Annotated in this window: 19 protein-coding genes and 1 pseudogene; 11 read left to right on the forward strand and 9 right to left on the reverse strand. The window is 29.1% G+C overall.

Features of this window, described 5'->3' with window-relative positions; genetic code table 11:
• The first annotated feature begins 207 nt into the window (after positions 1 to 207).
• The 4 genes from LQ598_RS06540 (at position 208) to LQ598_RS06555 (ending at position 3,683) form a co-directional block, all read left to right on the forward strand.
• Entirely contained in the window at positions 208 to 1,467 is a 1,260-nt protein-coding gene (locus tag LQ598_RS06540) for a Y-family DNA polymerase (protein ID WP_107557297.1), read from the forward strand.
• A gap of 21 nt (positions 1,468 to 1,488) precedes the next feature.
• Positions 1,489 to 1,683 carry a hypothetical protein gene (locus LQ598_RS06545; protein ID WP_016912211.1) on the forward strand — a complete coding sequence of 65 codons (195 nt, stop codon included), beginning with the start codon at positions 1,489 to 1,491 and terminating at the stop codon, positions 1,681 to 1,683.
• A 122-nt stretch (positions 1,684 to 1,805) separates the two neighbouring features.
• Positions 1,806 to 2,057: a GlsB/YeaQ/YmgE family stress response membrane protein gene (locus LQ598_RS06550; RefSeq protein ID WP_016912210.1), complete on the forward strand. Its 252-nt coding sequence runs from the start codon at positions 1,806 to 1,808 to the stop codon at positions 2,055 to 2,057.
• Between the two features lie 645 nt (positions 2,058 to 2,702).
• Entirely contained in the window at positions 2,703 to 3,683 is a 981-nt protein-coding gene (locus LQ598_RS06555) for a ketoacyl-ACP synthase III (RefSeq protein ID WP_275590098.1), read from the forward strand.
• A 308-nt stretch (positions 3,684 to 3,991) separates the two neighbouring features.
• Here the strand turns inward: LQ598_RS06555 and LQ598_RS06560 are convergent, their stop codons facing one another.
• Positions 3,992 to 4,585, reverse strand: coding sequence for a histidine phosphatase family protein (locus LQ598_RS06560; protein ID WP_107557299.1), 594 nt, complete (start codon positions 4,583 to 4,585; stop codon positions 3,992 to 3,994).
• A gap of 115 nt (positions 4,586 to 4,700) precedes the next feature.
• On the opposite strand from LQ598_RS06560, the gene LQ598_RS06565 reads away from it, so the two are divergent.
• Positions 4,701 to 5,192 (forward strand): P-loop nucleotide/nucleoside kinase family protein, encoded by a 492-nt coding sequence (locus LQ598_RS06565; RefSeq protein WP_107557300.1) that lies wholly within the window; start codon positions 4,701 to 4,703, stop codon positions 5,190 to 5,192.
• 224 nt (positions 5,193 to 5,416) lie between these two features.
• Here LQ598_RS06565 and LQ598_RS06570 read toward each other — a convergent pair whose 3' ends face one another.
• The gene (locus tag LQ598_RS06570) at positions 5,417 to 5,818 is read right to left on the reverse strand and encodes a hypothetical protein (protein ID WP_107557302.1); all 402 of its coding nucleotides are present in this window, start codon (positions 5,816 to 5,818) and stop codon (positions 5,417 to 5,419) included.
• Between the two features lie 225 nt (positions 5,819 to 6,043).
• Between LQ598_RS06570 and LQ598_RS06575 the strand changes: the two genes are divergently transcribed.
• On the forward strand, positions 6,044 to 6,895 hold the full coding sequence (locus LQ598_RS06575) for a YitT family protein (protein WP_016912997.1): 852 nt from the start codon (positions 6,044 to 6,046) through the stop codon (positions 6,893 to 6,895).
• Between the two features lie 396 nt (positions 6,896 to 7,291).
• Here the strand turns inward: LQ598_RS06575 and LQ598_RS06580 are convergent, their stop codons facing one another.
• From LQ598_RS06580 to LQ598_RS06600, 5 genes are all read right to left on the reverse strand, one after another.
• On the reverse strand, positions 7,292 to 7,444 hold the full coding sequence (locus LQ598_RS06580) for a hypothetical protein (protein WP_158256848.1): 153 nt from the start codon (positions 7,442 to 7,444) through the stop codon (positions 7,292 to 7,294).
• Between the two features lie 23 nt (positions 7,445 to 7,467).
• Positions 7,468 to 7,818 carry a hypothetical protein gene (locus LQ598_RS06585; protein WP_016911924.1) on the reverse strand — a complete coding sequence of 117 codons (351 nt, stop codon included), beginning with the start codon at positions 7,816 to 7,818 and terminating at the stop codon, positions 7,468 to 7,470.
• Positions 7,815 to 8,462 carry an SdpI family protein gene (locus LQ598_RS13880; RefSeq protein ID WP_107557303.1) on the reverse strand — a complete coding sequence of 216 codons (648 nt, stop codon included), beginning with the start codon at positions 8,460 to 8,462 and terminating at the stop codon, positions 7,815 to 7,817. The genes LQ598_RS06585 and LQ598_RS13880 overlap by 4 nt, the downstream gene beginning before the upstream one ends.
• Positions 8,463 to 8,479: 17 nt before the next feature.
• The gene (locus LQ598_RS06595) at positions 8,480 to 8,734 is read right to left on the reverse strand and encodes an autorepressor SdpR family transcription factor (protein WP_016911926.1); all 255 of its coding nucleotides are present in this window, start codon (positions 8,732 to 8,734) and stop codon (positions 8,480 to 8,482) included.
• Between the two features lie 400 nt (positions 8,735 to 9,134).
• Positions 9,135 to 9,284: a hypothetical protein gene (locus LQ598_RS06600; RefSeq protein WP_170166084.1), complete on the reverse strand. Its 150-nt coding sequence runs from the start codon at positions 9,282 to 9,284 to the stop codon at positions 9,135 to 9,137.
• Between the two features lie 126 nt (positions 9,285 to 9,410).
• Between LQ598_RS06600 and LQ598_RS06605 the strand changes: the two genes are divergently transcribed.
• The 4 genes and pseudogenes from LQ598_RS06605 to LQ598_RS13940 form a co-directional block, all read left to right on the forward strand.
• Positions 9,411 to 10,031, forward strand: coding sequence for a LysE family translocator (locus tag LQ598_RS06605; RefSeq protein WP_103323494.1), 621 nt, complete (start codon positions 9,411 to 9,413; stop codon positions 10,029 to 10,031).
• Positions 10,032 to 10,259: 228 nt separating this feature from the next.
• On the forward strand, positions 10,260 to 11,564 hold the full coding sequence (locus LQ598_RS06610; protein ID WP_107557304.1) for a TrkH family potassium uptake protein: 1,305 nt from the start codon (positions 10,260 to 10,262) through the stop codon (positions 11,562 to 11,564).
• A gap of 117 nt (positions 11,565 to 11,681) precedes the next feature.
• Positions 11,682 to 11,870 (forward strand): hypothetical protein, encoded by a 189-nt coding sequence (locus LQ598_RS06615; protein WP_103322548.1) that lies wholly within the window; start codon positions 11,682 to 11,684, stop codon positions 11,868 to 11,870.
• Between the two features lie 60 nt (positions 11,871 to 11,930).
• Positions 11,931 to 12,182 (forward strand): annotated as a pseudogene (locus LQ598_RS13940) (GrpB family protein); the annotation flags it as partial.
• Positions 12,183 to 12,287: 105 nt separating this feature from the next.
• On the opposite strand, the gene LQ598_RS06620 reads toward LQ598_RS13940, so the two are convergent.
• Both LQ598_RS06620 and LQ598_RS06625 read right to left on the reverse strand, forming a co-directional pair.
• On the reverse strand, positions 12,288 to 12,464 hold the full coding sequence (locus LQ598_RS06620) for a hypothetical protein (RefSeq protein WP_192978331.1): 177 nt from the start codon (positions 12,462 to 12,464) through the stop codon (positions 12,288 to 12,290).
• Positions 12,465 to 12,675: 211 nt separating this feature from the next.
• Positions 12,676 to 13,200 (reverse strand): hypothetical protein, encoded by a 525-nt coding sequence (locus tag LQ598_RS06625; protein ID WP_107557431.1) that lies wholly within the window; start codon positions 13,198 to 13,200, stop codon positions 12,676 to 12,678.
• 590 nt (positions 13,201 to 13,790) lie between these two features.
• On the opposite strand from LQ598_RS06625, the gene LQ598_RS06630 reads away from it, so the two are divergent.
• The gene (locus LQ598_RS06630) at positions 13,791 to 14,294 is read left to right on the forward strand and encodes a hypothetical protein (RefSeq protein WP_107557430.1); all 504 of its coding nucleotides are present in this window, start codon (positions 13,791 to 13,793) and stop codon (positions 14,292 to 14,294) included.
• Positions 14,295 to 14,691: the final 397 nt, after the last annotated feature.

The following is a 14,691-nucleotide window of genomic DNA, read 5'->3' on the forward strand; positions in this document are numbered from 1 at the left end:
AGCAGCGTTTTATATTGCCTATATTTCATTACCAAAAAATATTATTGTCAACAATTCAATAATGTTTATTAGGTTCTATTTTAAATGCTATTTACTCAATATATGAATCCGCTATTATAAATACATTACTTTTTATACGACTTTTCTCTTTACAAAACAGAACGTATGTTCGTATAATAAGAGTACTATATGACTGGGGTGATTTTTATGTATGACTACAGTTATTGCTTAAATCGCGATATTTTATGTGTCGATTTGAAGAGTTTCTTTGCATCTGTATCTTGTATTGAAAAAGGCCTGGACCCTTTAACGACGAAACTTGCTGTCGTTGCTGATACAAAGCGCCCAGGTTCTGTCGTGCTTGCTGCTACACCACCATTAAAAGCAATAGGTATTAAAACTGGATCTCGTTTATTTGAAATACCTCAACGCAAAGATATTTATATTATTAATCCATCCATGAAAAAGTATATTCAATTATCAACTCAAATTAGCAAAATTGCTTTAGACTATGTCGCACCTGAAGATTTTCATCAATATAGTATAGATGAGTTTTTTATGGATGTTTCTGAATCTTATCATTTATTCGCGCATTCTCCTTTTTCATTAGCTATACAACTTCAAGAGCGCATATTTAATCTTGTTCATATTCGTAGCACAATAGGAATCGGATCAAATTTATTACTCGCTAAACTGTCGATGGATATTGACGCTAAGCATACACCACTCGGTATATCAGAATGGCGTTACGAAGATGTGCCTGCCAAATTGTGGTCAATTCAACCTTTGCGAGAAATGTGGGGCATTAATAGACGTACTGAAGCTAAACTCAACAAGAAAGGCATATTTACAGTTGGTCATTTAGCAAACTACCCTGTTGAATATTTGAAGCGGGATTTTGGTGTGATTGGAGTCGATTTACATTTACATGCTAACGGCATAGATGAAAGTATGATTAGACAACCTCATCAAGCATATGACAAATCTTTAGGTAAATCTCAAATACTTATGCGTGATTATAGTATGAATGAACTTAAGACTGTATTAAACGAACAAGTAGATGAAGTATATTATAGATCTCGAAAGCTAAACTTATACCCCACTCGGATAAGTGTTAGCGTTGGTTATGCTGATATGGGTGGTGTTCGCAAACAATTTACAAATAAGACTGGTTTTATGAATACTTATGTCATCGTGAATTTATTATGGGACTATTTATCTCAACGATTAGAACCTGATCGTCTTTATCGAACGATTGCTATTTCATTTGGTAAGTTTATTCCTAATCAAATTAAGCAGCTATCTTTATTTGATGATCCATTTCAAGTTAAGACAGAAACGATAGAAAATCATTTGGATTTTATACGTATGAAATATGGGAAAAATATTGTTATGCGCGGTTCAAGCTTATTAAACAGTGGTACATTACGAGAAAGAAAAGGTTTAATCGCAGGTCATAAAGCTTAATATTGTAGTGAGGTGTCATGTATGAAAAATCTTAAAATAGATTGGAACAATGAATTTATTGAATATCAAACTTTATTATATAGTGGTGTCAATCCTGAATGGTTCTATGCTTGCATTAGAAACGAGGTCTTAGTCCCTGCATATACTGGACAAGGGAAACAATATTTTTGGACTAACGACATCCTTAAAGCTGACAAAATTATTCCTATTTACTAAATAATTCCCGAATAAATACCTTGATTGTGTATTTTTACCAACATATATTTTATAAAAGTGTTTAACGTCTCTTCTCTTTGGATATATATATATAAAGAAATCAAACATAGGAGGTAATTATTATGGGCTTTATATTAATGTTAATTGTCGGCGGTTTAATCGGCTGGCTAGCAGGCGTTATTTTAGGTAAAGATGTTCCAGGTGGTATTATCGGGAACATTATCGCTGGTATAATTGGTTCAGCAATTGGTGGATCATTATTAGGAGATATGGGACCAGTAATTGGCGGAATTGCTATTATTCCAGCATTAATTGGTTCAATTATCTTAATCTTAATACTTTCATTTATTTTAAAAGCAATCAGAAAAAAATAGAATGCAAAATAAATGTTAGTATATAAGCATACTAACGTATTAAGAGTCTGGGACATTAACATCCTAGATTAATGTAAAAGAGCGCAAATTCTTGTTTTTAAAGAATTTGCGCTCTTTTTACTTTATCTTTTAAGTCTTCGTGCGAATTATCTTCACTATTTTGTAAAATACTAGATAAACTGAAAACACCTCACAAAAAATTGTGAGGTGTTTCTTATATTACAATATACGAATAAATATTTTTTCAAAACCACTCTAGGTAAATAGCTTTGTAATAATAAAATACCCGGCATAATTATTACTTAAACATAATTTTAATAAAAATTTTAATAAAAATTAATAATCCTAGGTATTAATTAACCTTTATTTGTACCTTTGTTAAATAATTTACGAATCATTCTAAATATAACAGCTGTACCTATATATCTTAGAATACGTTTTAACACGTTCCCCATCTAAATCAACTCCTCACACAATATACTTTCGCTAGGTTATTCACCTTTCTCAGTTCTATTACCCCATAATTGATATTTGTACACATCACAATATACAATCAACTTTTCATCACCTACTTTATAATCAAGTATTAATATGTAATAATATGACTAGGTACTAAATTTAAATTGATAAAATAAGGTGATAAAAATGATTTCAAATGCAAAAATAACTGCTCAAGGCGCTTATGTTCCTAAAAATATAATGAACAATCAAGATTTCGAAAAAATTGTAGACACATCCGATGAATGGATACAACAAAGAACTGGAATTATCGAACGTAGAATTGCCCAGAACGATGAATATACAAGTGATCTTAGTTATAAAGCCGTTCTAGACTTACAACAAAATTACAATGTTGATTTAAGTGATGTTGATATGATTATCAATGCAACATTAACACCCGATTATAAAACACCAAGTGTTGCATCATATATTCAAGCAAAATTAGGCATCAAAAATAGTGGCGCAATAGATGTTAATGCAGCTTGTGCAGGATTTACGTATGGCTTAAATATAGCAAATGGCTTGATTACTTCAGGTCAAAGTAAAAAAGTTTTAGTCATAGGTTCGGAAACATTATCAAAAATAACAGATTATACGGATAGAAACACATGTATTCTATTTGGAGATGGAGCTGGTGCATTTTTAGTAGAATATTCCGAGAATGATCCTAGTTTCATAGCAAGTAGTTTTGGTTCTGACGGAGATAAAGGTTCACATTTATACTGTTCGAACTTATCTAAAGAAATGTTTCATGAAGAATTAGATAATCCAGGTTTTGTCGTACAGAATGGTAGAGGTGTTTATAAATGGGCTGTAGGAACAGTTCCTAAAATTATCAAAGACACATTAAATAAATCAAAATATACAATCGATGATTTAGATTGGTTTGTACCACATAGTGCCAACTCAAGAATGATTGAATCCATCTGCGACAAATCCAATATTCAAAAAGAACAAGCTTTAATGAGTCTTGCATACTATGGCAATACATCTTCTGCTACAATACCGTTATCTATTAACCGTGCAATTTCAGAAAACAAAATTAAAAAAGGTGACCTTCTACTATTAGTAGGATTTGGAGGAGGATTAACATACTCATCCTCTTTAATTAAATGGTCAATATAGTATTACAAAAAGAATTTGGGACATAAATACCAACTTAAAATAAATCATCCAATCCGTTGGAATCATTTTCGGATTGGATGATATTATATTTCTGATTTTATAAAGTGCTGACGCCCGGGGGAATAGTATGAGTGAGAGACTACAGGCTCGAGCCATACCCCCAGGCAAGCATGCACTTTACAAAATCATTATAGTTTGGGACATTTATGCCCAAGACTCTTTTAAGTAAATAACAGATAAGATAAAAATACTATAATCGAACTTAACAACGTAAAAAGCAATACAATTTGAGCATGTAACTCATACTCCTAAATTTCACCTATTCGATTATATTGAGATAAATGATTGATTTGATTATATTCAAGTATTTCCACTTTATCGTCTGACATTTTCAATGATGTAATACCGCCATTTGTGAGCTTAATCTTACCTGTACCTATTTCTCCATTAGAATAATGATATAAAATCGCATTGATAAATGCTCCATGTGATACGATAAGTACGTTTTTATTGTTATATTTCTGATGCACTGTATTTAACCCTTTGAAAAATCGTGCTTTAATACTTTCGTCTTCTTCTTGGTTAGGATAAATACGATCAGGATATAGTTCTAAACGTTCAACGAGCGTCATGCCTTCAGCGTCACCGAATGATAATTCTATAAATTCTTCCATTTCAATCAACTCTACATTAAGCTTCTCTCTAACAATTTCCGCTGTATCTTTCGCTCTTTTTAAAGGACTCGTTATAATACAATCTATATTAAAATCGGATAAAAATTCACTACTCTCTTTAGCTTGACGGACACCATTATCATTAAGCTGAATATCCGTTCTACCTTGAATTCTTCCCATAACATTCCAGTCCGTTTCACCGTGTCTTAAAAAATAAATATTTGTCATAACCATGGCCTCACTATAAATTATTTTAAATTTAATTGTATCACTTATAAAATGACACTTCACGAGATTATATGATATAAAAGAATGATATACAAATAAATCGGAGGCACACAATATGACTAAGTATGGTACATTGTATTTTTTTGCAGGAAAAATGGGCGCGGGAAAATCAACAAAAGCAAAACGAATTGCAAAAGAAAATAACGCTGTATTAATATCAGAAGACGAATGGTTAGAAACGCTTTACCCTACTCAAATTCACTCATTCGAGCATTACTTAAAATATTCAAATCAAATTAAACCATTAATTAAAAGTCATGTCCAAAGCATATTAAAAACTGGAACAGATGTAGTCATGGACTTTCCAGGTAACACGGTCGAACAAAGAAGATGGTTAGTAGAAATCTCTTCCGATATACAAACGAGTCATCAATTAATCTTTTTAAACTTATCAGACGACCAGTGCATCCAACAAATTAAGAAGAGACGTTACGAAGACCCGAGTAGAGAGCACTTTGACACAATCGAAATGTTTAATCATGTATCCAAATTCTTTAAAGCTCCAAGCGAAAATGAAGGATTAAATATTAAGGAATTAAATCAATAAAATCACTCATACCCAATGTTCTCACGGTGTTCTTATATATTTAATCTTTCTTATTACTAAATTTATAATATACTTTTTCTAAAAGGATACTTACTAAAACCATAATAATGAGTAAGCAACCAAATCCTAATAAAGATCCGAGTTTATTGTAAATTTCAAAATAATTATATGAAAACAAAATCATAAATAGAATTACTAATCTAATTATTATAAATGGAATACTTTTATTCATTATGGACTCCTTTTGTTTTAGGGTGTGTGTTCTTGTCATCTCTATGATCTATATACATTCCTGTTAGTACTGCGAATATAAATAATGAGACTACAACAAATTGATTCGTGTATAAGCTCGTCATGAAAAAGACTATGTATGCAACAAAAATCAATACTAAAAAGTGAATGATTCTATAAATTGTATTATGTATAAATTTACGATAATTTATAGCATAATAATGATTTTCTATTATTGATATTAAAACTTGGAATAATCCAAATACAAAAATAAAAATAAATACTGCGAAATGAATAACGAAATCATCTGTTATTTGTAAATTCAATCCTACCACTACAAATATTAAAAGTGAAAGCACTCTTAAAAGCGTACTGTGCTTAACGATAAATGGCATAAAAATTCTCCCTAATATTTTTGACTTCACATATAATGTAAACATATAATTAAAATTATTGAAATAGTATTCTATATAAAAGGAGATAAAATGGAGAAATTATATATGAACATGTTTCATCATTTTTCCTAAATCATGATGGTGTATCTCATCATGAACCTTTTTATGTGATTTTCATAAAAATCATGTCATAATAATACGTGGCAATTTTAAAGGAGGAAATTTATGAAACAAAAAACAATGTTTATCGTCAGAATTTTACTGATCATTATTGGGGCGTTTATTACTGCTTACGGTCTTGAATCTATTCTTATTCCTAATAATGTATCTGATGGTGGCGTAACGGGTATTAGTATTGTAAGTTCTACATTATTAAATTTACCTTTAGGTATCTTGATTGGTATCCTTAATATACCTTTTGTTTGGTTAGGTTATAAACAAATTGGTAAAAAGTTCGCATTTCTATCTATTATAGGTATTTTATCTTTATCTATTTTCACTTCAATTATGCACAACATTCCTACTATTATTGAGGGAGATTCTTTATTAGTAACAGTAGTTGGTGGTGTGATTATTGGTTTCGGTATGGGGTTAGCACTTAGAAATGGTGGCGCTCTTGATGGTATCGATATGTTAGCTGTATTATTATCGAGAAAATTACCTTTTGGAACGAGTGATTTAATTTTATTCTTAAATTCATTTGTATTTATTTTAGTTTCAACGGTATTTGGTTTAAAAGGCGCTATTTTATCTTCAATTGCTTATTTCATCGCATCTAAAGTGATACATATTATTGAAGAAGGATTTAGTGGTTCTAAAACATTCAAAATCATTTCAAGTAATCATGAAACTTTAATTACTGAGATACAAACTAAATTAGGTAGATATTGTACATACTCAGTGATTACAGCTAGTGATATGCAGACTCAGTTAACAGAAGTGACATGTCTAATTAATAGACTTGAAGAACAAAAATTAAAAGAAATTATTAACACTGTTGATCCTAAAGCTTACATTGCTATATATGAAACAGCTGATTATCATGTTGGTAATATTAAAAAAGAAGACGTACATTAAGATTTAATAAAGATTCTAGGATATAAATGTCCTAGAAATTAAAAAACAGTAGAAATTCATTATTAAAATTGAATTTCTACTGTTTTTCTTATTTAAAGTCCTTTGTTCTTTTAAGCACATGCTGTATGTTGCAAGACTGGCTAAACAAGCAACATAGAAAGCCTGTAAGTTGCAAGACTCTCCAAACAAGCAACATAGAAGGCCTGTATGTTGCAAGACTCTCCAAATAAGCAACATAGAAGCTCTGTATGTTGCAAGACTGACTAAACAAGCAACATAGAACGTCTGTATGTTGCAAGACTCACCAAACAAGCAACATAGAAAGCCTGTATGAATAATATAATTTTAAATCCAACTGTAATTCTTCCAAAAAAAATAAAACACCTTTACGATGTTTTAATCGAATATCTTAAAAATAAATTTTGTAATCCACGCAATTGTTCTTGGTATTACAAAGAATACACCTTTAATCAGTTCTCCAATGAAAAAGAATCCATCTAAAAAGTCTCCAAATGTAATGGGTTTTCTTTTCTTTTTGTTATCGTTCATACATTCTCCTTTGATTTACCGTATTAATGTATAAATATAAAATCAACTATATAATTGAGTCCTGTTATGAATATATAAAATGTATAAATCAACGTAGCAAGAATAAAAATCGACGTAAATATTTTAATCTTAGTTCCCTTTTCTCTATATACGAAATAAATAACAATAAACATTGTCATTAAAGAGATATAAGCTAGTGCGACAGCTGTAAAAGTACCTGCTGAGTTATGTTTATAATTAAATTGACTTGTCATCCAAGAATCGTAGAATATATCCTTAACGCCTATATGATTAGTATAGATATCAAAACCAATTCCTAATAAAATAAATAAAGCCTCACAGATAAATACAATCCAAAAAATTAAAGCTTTCAATTTTCCACTGAACTTTGATATGTCATCCAAGAATAAAGAAAAGGTAATAGAACAATTAGTATGGCTAAAGTAATCGTAATAGCAGAGTTAATAATGTTAAGTAAACCTAATATAAACATCACTATACCACCTATTATATAAATAACAGCAGCAAATCGATGGGTCTTTTTCCATACAAACTCACTTGCCTTCGTCCATTTATTCTTAATGCCTAGTGAATTATTTTTTGGTACTTTAGGTAAATAGTTCCCAGTAATAATCAACAATAAACCAACAAGCACTGGAATGATAAAGTTTGCAGAAATATTGTGACCTAAACCATTAAAAATCATAATTAAAGAAATCACATATATAAATCCTTGTCCTAAAGGATTAAGAAGTTCATTTAAAGAAGCCACATTTGAGAACTTCTCTTGATCAGTGTCTTTAGCAATTTTTATGTTTGTTACGACATAGCAAAAAATCATAATACCAATCATCACAATAGCAGCAATCAATTTATTAGCAGACCAATTTATTTCTCCGCTTGCACTATACTGCATTGGAATAGAATTAGGTAGAAATGGCAGTGCTATAATCCAACTTATAACTGAAAGACCAATAATAAATAAATCAAATTTAGTTCGTTTTAATATTTCTTTCACAATAAAAACCCTCTCTTTTACTCTTTAAACTGAATCACCCATTTAATCACTTCATCAAAAACAGACAAATTCAAATGATAATAAATGTATTTCCCCTGTCTTTCTGAATAAATTAAGTCATTCAATCTAAGTATTTTTAAATGTTGTGAGACACTCGCTTGGCTCATATCAAAATGGCTAGCAATATCACTTGCAGTCATTTTAGTATCCTTTAGCATCTCTAAAATCTCTCTTCTCGTTTCATCAGATAAAGCTTTAAAAATATCTTTCATAAATCACACCTTTTTCTTTTAAGTCATTTAATCATTTAAGTAACCACTTAAATGTTATAATAAAAAAATATTCATGTCAATGCTAGAAGTTTTAATCGTTCTTCATAATGATACTTGTGATAAAATAATAATAATAAATTAAATTGAATTTTTTAGAAGAATCAGTTGGAGGAAATATGTACTTATTATGTGGCATTATCATAACATTAGTCGGATTGCTAGTAATAATATGGGAAGGAAAAAGCATCTTTAACATATTTCTATTTTCATTCGGCGCCCTATTAACGCTATTCACTATACTAAAGTTTGTATTTGAGACGTTTGTTCGATGACCTCATTCTCATATTTAATATAAAAAAAGCTAGTTATGTTATCATAGCTAGCTTTAATATATTCTTAACTATTCTTTTTCAATTCCACCGCTTTTATATGCAAAATATAATAAAGCAAAAACAGAAAACCATAAAGGTGGTACAACTAAAGATACAAAAACAAAACCAAGTATCATACTTAACCACATTGAATCTATTCTATATTTACCTATCTTCATCAAATCACCTATTCTTATATAGATTAACTCTTATGAATTATATCATTTTTAAAAATAATGTAGTTATTTTCATAATTTTCTGCTATATTGTTTAGAATAAATCATCAACAAAGAGGTGTAGCATAGATGGATAACTGGTTAAGTTTCATTGTCATAGCATTAATGATCATCATCATCCCTGGCCCTGATTTCTTTATAGTGTTGAACAATACACTTAAAGGAGATGCTAGAAATGGCATTATGGCAGGTTTAGGCATATCAAGCGCCCATGTCTTTTATTCTGCTTTAGCTGCTTTTGGTTTAATCTTTATTTTAACATCTTCATATTATGTTTTTACTGGTATTAAAATTTTAGGTTCTATTTATATCGCTTATTTAGGTGTTAAGTCCATATTAAATGCTAAGAAGACATTTAATATAACCACTCATCCAACAGGTCCATCACAAGTTAAACTGACTCTATCTTATAAGCAAGGATTTTTAAGTACAATTTTTAATCCTAAAGCAATACTATTTTACGTCAGCATTTTACCTCAATTTATTACAAAGCAAGACGGATCAATGAAAATAATCATGTTGTCTTCACTATTTATCTTAACAGTGTTTGTATGGTTCTTCTTGTGCAGCTTCTTATTCAATTACATAAGACAATTATTCAACAACCATAAATTCAAATCCATACTAGACTATGCAATCGGCACCGTACTGATAGGCTTAGCAATCAGTATATTTAAATTAGAAAAATAAAGATTATTAATTTTAACTAATAAATACAAGCTCTTAACCTTATCAGTTAAGAGCTTGTTTCTTATCCATTCAATATTTTCACTTATACTTCACTTATAAATATTTCGAAATTCACGCTGTGTGTTAAGTGTCAGTCTCTATAAATAATGTGTAAAATATCATATTATAATTGCCTTTCTTTCTATATAGGACTAATATCAACTTATCTCATATATAAGGTGATGTTAAATGAACACTATATCTAAGTTAACTATGCTTTATCTTACACTGTTTATAACTACGACAGTTATTGGTTCTATACTACTTTATTTACCGATGACTGGAAGAAAATCAATCAGCTTTATAGATGCATTTTTTATAGCTACTAGTGCGTTTACTGTAACTGGCCTTTCAACAGTAGATATTCCTAGTCAATTTAATGATTTAGGCTACTTAGTTATAATATTGTTAATTCAGATAGGTGGTATAGGAATTGTTACATTAACGATTTTTATTATGATTTTTACAAGAAAGAATATAACTTTCAAAAACAGAGAGTTACTAATGTATACATGGAGTATAGATAATGATTCTGGCTTATTAAAAATAACAATACACCTTGTAATATTTAGTTTCATTGTGGAATTACTAGGCGCTCTTATTCTGTCGCTAGTGTTTATACCAGACTTCGGGATAGCTAAAGGAGGATTTCTTAGTTTATTTACATCTATTTCATCATTTAACAACGCAGGTTTCTCACTATTTTCAAATAGCCTTATACCCTATAGCAATAACTTCATAGTCAATATAATCGTTCCATTATTAATTATCATTGGTGGTATTGGATATATTGTTATTGTAGATTTATGGCGATCTAATCGTATAAGCAAGTTAAAACTACATTCAAAAATTGTACTCACTACTACGAGTATATTAATTTTTGTCGGAGCTATATCATTTTGGTTAATCGAAAAAAATAATACTTTAAAAAATGATAACTGGATTGTTCAAGTGTATAAATCTGTATTTCAATCAGTGTCGACAAGAACTGCCGGTTTTAACACCGTAGATATAGGTCAATTACATGACTCCACACTTTTTATATTCGATTTGTTAATGTTCATAGGTGCAGCACCTATGAGTACCGGTGGTGGAATTAAAGTAACTACCTTTGCAATAATAGTGGCTTATTTATACGCACAATTAAAAGGTCAAAAACATACCCATATATTTAAAAAAAGTATTATGGCTGAACAAATTAGTAAAGCGATCATAATTTGTTTTTTATCAAGTACTCTAATTTTCTTATCAACATTAATCATATTGATTGAAAGTCCAAATTTGAACATGACGAAAGTATTATTTGAAACAATATCAGCCTTTGCGACTGTAGGTCTTTCAACCGGTATTACTGCAGACTTAACTTCTTTATCTAAAGTAATACTCATACTTTTAATGATAATTGGTAAAATAGGTGTAATTATTATTGTTTCTATTTTTATACGACCAAAAAAAGAAAGCTATTATTATTCAAGTGAGAAAATAAATTTATAAGAACTTTTATTTTTCTAATTCTATCATTCTTATGACTTACTCATATAGTTTTATACTATATAAAATGAATCTTATTAAATATATTCTATATGTTATAATGTTTTAAGGGGGTGTGTTATGAAAAAAGTAATCATGTTTATACTAAGTTTATTTTCTTTACTATATGTCTTAAATTTATTCTATAATGCCTTATTTAATGATAAACCGCTCAATCCTGTTACAACTACAATACTTATTGGTGTTGTTATTGGTGTCGTTTATATTCTAATAAGCGACTATTTAAAGAAGAAACAAGAAAAAGAATAGAAATCTCATGTTATAAGATGATAAAACTTTTCATATTGTTATAAAAATTTTACTAAAAGTGATAAAAGCACAGGCAAGAAACTTTATCATGTTCACGTTTATGATCTCAAAGATGACAATAATATTATTCGTCATTTAGCATTTAGAGATTACCTAATTGAGTTTCCTGAAGTTGCTAAAGAATATGAAAACTTAAAACTTAACCTCATTGATAAATATAGTGGCGACAAAAACAGTTATGTAAATGGAAAAAATGAATTTGTAAAAGAAATCGAGAAACTAGCTATAAATTGGTACCAACAAAATAAATAATTTAGAATTTAGTTATTACTCACAAATTGATAGTGAGTTTAATAAATTAGAAGTGATGCTAGACGTTTTAAAAACTTTTACTATTATTGATATATGAATAAAATTTTACAGATGATTTTTTTGTTCACATGATTTTGTATTTAAAATATCTTCCACAGTTATGTTAAAAGGTTTATCAAAGAGATTAACTTCAATTCCTTTAGTTTTTTTCATTTTATCTATTTCATAACCTAAACTTTTCATAATTTCTAAGAATCGAGCTTGTTCTTTATTTAATATCATTTAAATACCTCCTTTTTAATACTAGTATTCAATGATTATCTGTTTCTGTAAAATTATTATACAATTTATTCCAGCTAAAACAATAACAAAAAGTATTTCAAATCAATTTTTCATTGATTATCATTAGTTCTGGTTACATTGCGTGACCCGAGCCATTCCTAATTTCATACATAATGATAAAAAAAACCTCACATTAAGTGAGGTTTTTTAGTTATTCTTCTGATTCTTCCATTTCTCTATCCATTCTTTCTTGTGCTTCTGGACTTACACAACCACCAACAGTACAAAATGAACCGTCTGGTTTGTAATAACCCATCGCATCGCCACCACCTTGAGCTTGAACGTATTCATTACCTTCATCATCAACTTGTCCATTTACATCTTGACCATTTTTAAATTGTTGAGTAACTTCATCTTGTGTAAGCGCTTCTTGAACAGGTTGTTGTTGCACTGGTTGTTCAACAGTTTGTTGTTCTTGTGTAGGTTGTTCAGTTGTATTTACTTCTTCGGTAGGCTGTTGTTCATTAGTTGCAACTTCTTCTGTAGTTTGTTCTTCTGTTTTAGGTTCTGATTTCTTAGCAGTTTCTTTTTTATCTGTTTCTTTCTTTTTAGAATCTTCTTTCTTAACTTCTTTCTTCGTTTCCTTAGTATCATCCTTAGTTGTCGATTCTTCTTTTTGACCACAAGCTCCCAATACTAACAATGATACGAATAATAATACTGTTAACTTTTTCATTAAACATTCCCCTTTAATTATCATATTACTTATAATAATAAACCATTTCTAGTAAATTAATAGTGCTAAATTTAATTATTTAATTTTTAAATTTAGCACTTTGGAAATTCAACCAGGATTATCGAACGATTACACTCAAACTCAATAACGATGTGGGTTAAACAACACAACCTATAGAATTCCCAAAATTATTATTAAATTCTCAAGTTTTATTTTCATACCATCCATGCTAAAAATTAACTTTGTATAAAATCAATCATATGAGCACTTGTAACGCACCTTATCCTTTTTATTCTTAAAGCTAATATAAGACTCATAAACACGATCTATTAACGTTATACAAAACCTTATATTATTTATTGTAACCACTACCCTAATATGAGATAGTGTTTTTTTGTACTTGAAATGTATAAATTGAATATGGATTGTGGGGATAATATGTAAAGGCACATTTATTTCTATGTAGTTTGCTATAAAATAATCGATACAGTTAAGAACAAAAAGTAAACAGCTAGGGAATATCAAACATTTTTAGAGTTATTTATATTAGAGTGACCTTGTATTCAAAATATAATTTATGGAGGTATTTTATGAATAAGTTTAAAGTTCTTTTAAGTTTCATGGCATTACTTATATTTGTTTCTAGTATTTTTTCTAATCCTGTTAATGCTGAAATGAAGAGTGGAGATTATTATCAAGATTTAGGAGTTAAAATTTTAAAAGGTTTTAACTATGACACTAAATCTGGAGAATATACTTTTGATAAAAAAATAGCTAAAGAAAATTCAGGTTTATCTGATGAACAAATTAATAAAGTTGAGGAGCATTTAAAAACATTAGATTCTCAAAAGTTAAATTTGTTGCAACAGGATAAACTTAAGAGCCAACAAAAAGAAGATGGTGTTCAAACTGAAGCTCTACCGTTATTACCTTTAATTGGGGCCGCTGCGATTGGTATAGTAGCTGCTGTTGGTACGACCGTTGCAACTAATTTTGCTGATGATATATATAATTACGGGTTAACTACAGCCTGTAAAAATTTCAAAAAGTATAATGCTATTAAAGACTTCTGCGTTATAAACAAGTATATCTAAAATGGAAATTCTAATAATTAGTTTATATATATTATTCGGCCTTAGTTGCTTTGCTTTAGTTCTTATATCAGTATTAACTATATTTAAAATCTTAAAATTATATGAAATGGATATAAACTATCGTTTAATTTGGATTGTTACTCTAAGTGTATTATTTATATCTTTAATAATTTTAATTATTTTAGGATTTTTAGTTTAAAAATAAATATTGATATTTCTTCTTATCAAAAAAACAACCCAGAATCTAATGGTAACGGATATGTATATTAGACACAAATGAATAAATATAAAAAACACCCACTTAGTTTGCACTAACCCCATGATGTGGGAGTAAAATAAAAACACTTTCGTTGAATTCATATTAAAATGAATTTATACGGAGGTGTTTTTTCTATGA

The sequence above is a fragment of the Mammaliicoccus sp. F-M27 genome (assembly GCF_022387115.1).
Taxonomy (GTDB): Bacteria; Bacillota; Bacilli; order Staphylococcales; family Staphylococcaceae; genus Mammaliicoccus; species Mammaliicoccus vitulinus.

What these genes read in the sequence shown, in the direction of transcription:
- LQ598_RS06550 (WP_016912210.1), top strand. Translation starts at nt 1,806, where the DNA reads ATGGGCTTTATATTAATGTTAATTGTCGGCGGTTTAATCGGCTGGCTA.
- LQ598_RS06625 (WP_107557431.1), bottom strand. Translation starts at nt 13,200, where the DNA reads ATGAAAAAGTTAACAGTATTATTATTCGTATCATTGTTAGTATTGGGA.
- LQ598_RS06630 (WP_107557430.1), top strand. Translation starts at nt 13,791, where the DNA reads ATGAATAAGTTTAAAGTTCTTTTAAGTTTCATGGCATTACTTATATTT.
- LQ598_RS06605 (WP_103323494.1), top strand. Translation starts at nt 9,411, where the DNA reads ATGGATAACTGGTTAAGTTTCATTGTCATAGCATTAATGATCATCATC.
- LQ598_RS06560 (WP_107557299.1), bottom strand. Translation starts at nt 4,585, where the DNA reads ATGACAAATATTTATTTTTTAAGACACGGTGAAACGGACTGGAATGTT.
- LQ598_RS06595 (WP_016911926.1), bottom strand. Translation starts at nt 8,734, where the DNA reads ATGAAAGATATTTTTAAAGCTTTATCTGATGAAACGAGAAGAGAGATT.
- LQ598_RS06545 (WP_016912211.1), top strand. Translation starts at nt 1,489, where the DNA reads ATGAAAAATCTTAAAATAGATTGGAACAATGAATTTATTGAATATCAA.
- LQ598_RS06620 (WP_192978331.1), bottom strand. Translation starts at nt 12,464, where the DNA reads ATGATATTAAATAAAGAACAAGCTCGATTCTTAGAAATTATGAAAAGT.
- LQ598_RS06575 (WP_016912997.1), top strand. Translation starts at nt 6,044, where the DNA reads ATGAAACAAAAAACAATGTTTATCGTCAGAATTTTACTGATCATTATT.
- LQ598_RS06555 (WP_275590098.1), top strand. Translation starts at nt 2,703, where the DNA reads ATGATTTCAAATGCAAAAATAACTGCTCAAGGCGCTTATGTTCCTAAA.
- LQ598_RS06610 (WP_107557304.1), top strand. Translation starts at nt 10,260, where the DNA reads ATGAACACTATATCTAAGTTAACTATGCTTTATCTTACACTGTTTATA.
- LQ598_RS06580 (WP_158256848.1), bottom strand. Translation starts at nt 7,444, where the DNA reads ATGAACGATAACAAAAAGAAAAGAAAACCCATTACATTTGGAGACTTT.
- LQ598_RS06615 (WP_103322548.1), top strand. Translation starts at nt 11,682, where the DNA reads ATGAAAAAAGTAATCATGTTTATACTAAGTTTATTTTCTTTACTATAT.
- LQ598_RS06540 (WP_107557297.1), top strand. Translation starts at nt 208, where the DNA reads ATGTATGACTACAGTTATTGCTTAAATCGCGATATTTTATGTGTCGAT.
- LQ598_RS06600 (WP_170166084.1), bottom strand. Translation starts at nt 9,284, where the DNA reads ATGAAGATAGGTAAATATAGAATAGATTCAATGTGGTTAAGTATGATA.
- LQ598_RS06565 (WP_107557300.1), top strand. Translation starts at nt 4,701, where the DNA reads ATGACTAAGTATGGTACATTGTATTTTTTTGCAGGAAAAATGGGCGCG.
- LQ598_RS06570 (WP_107557302.1), bottom strand. Translation starts at nt 5,818, where the DNA reads ATGCCATTTATCGTTAAGCACAGTACGCTTTTAAGAGTGCTTTCACTT.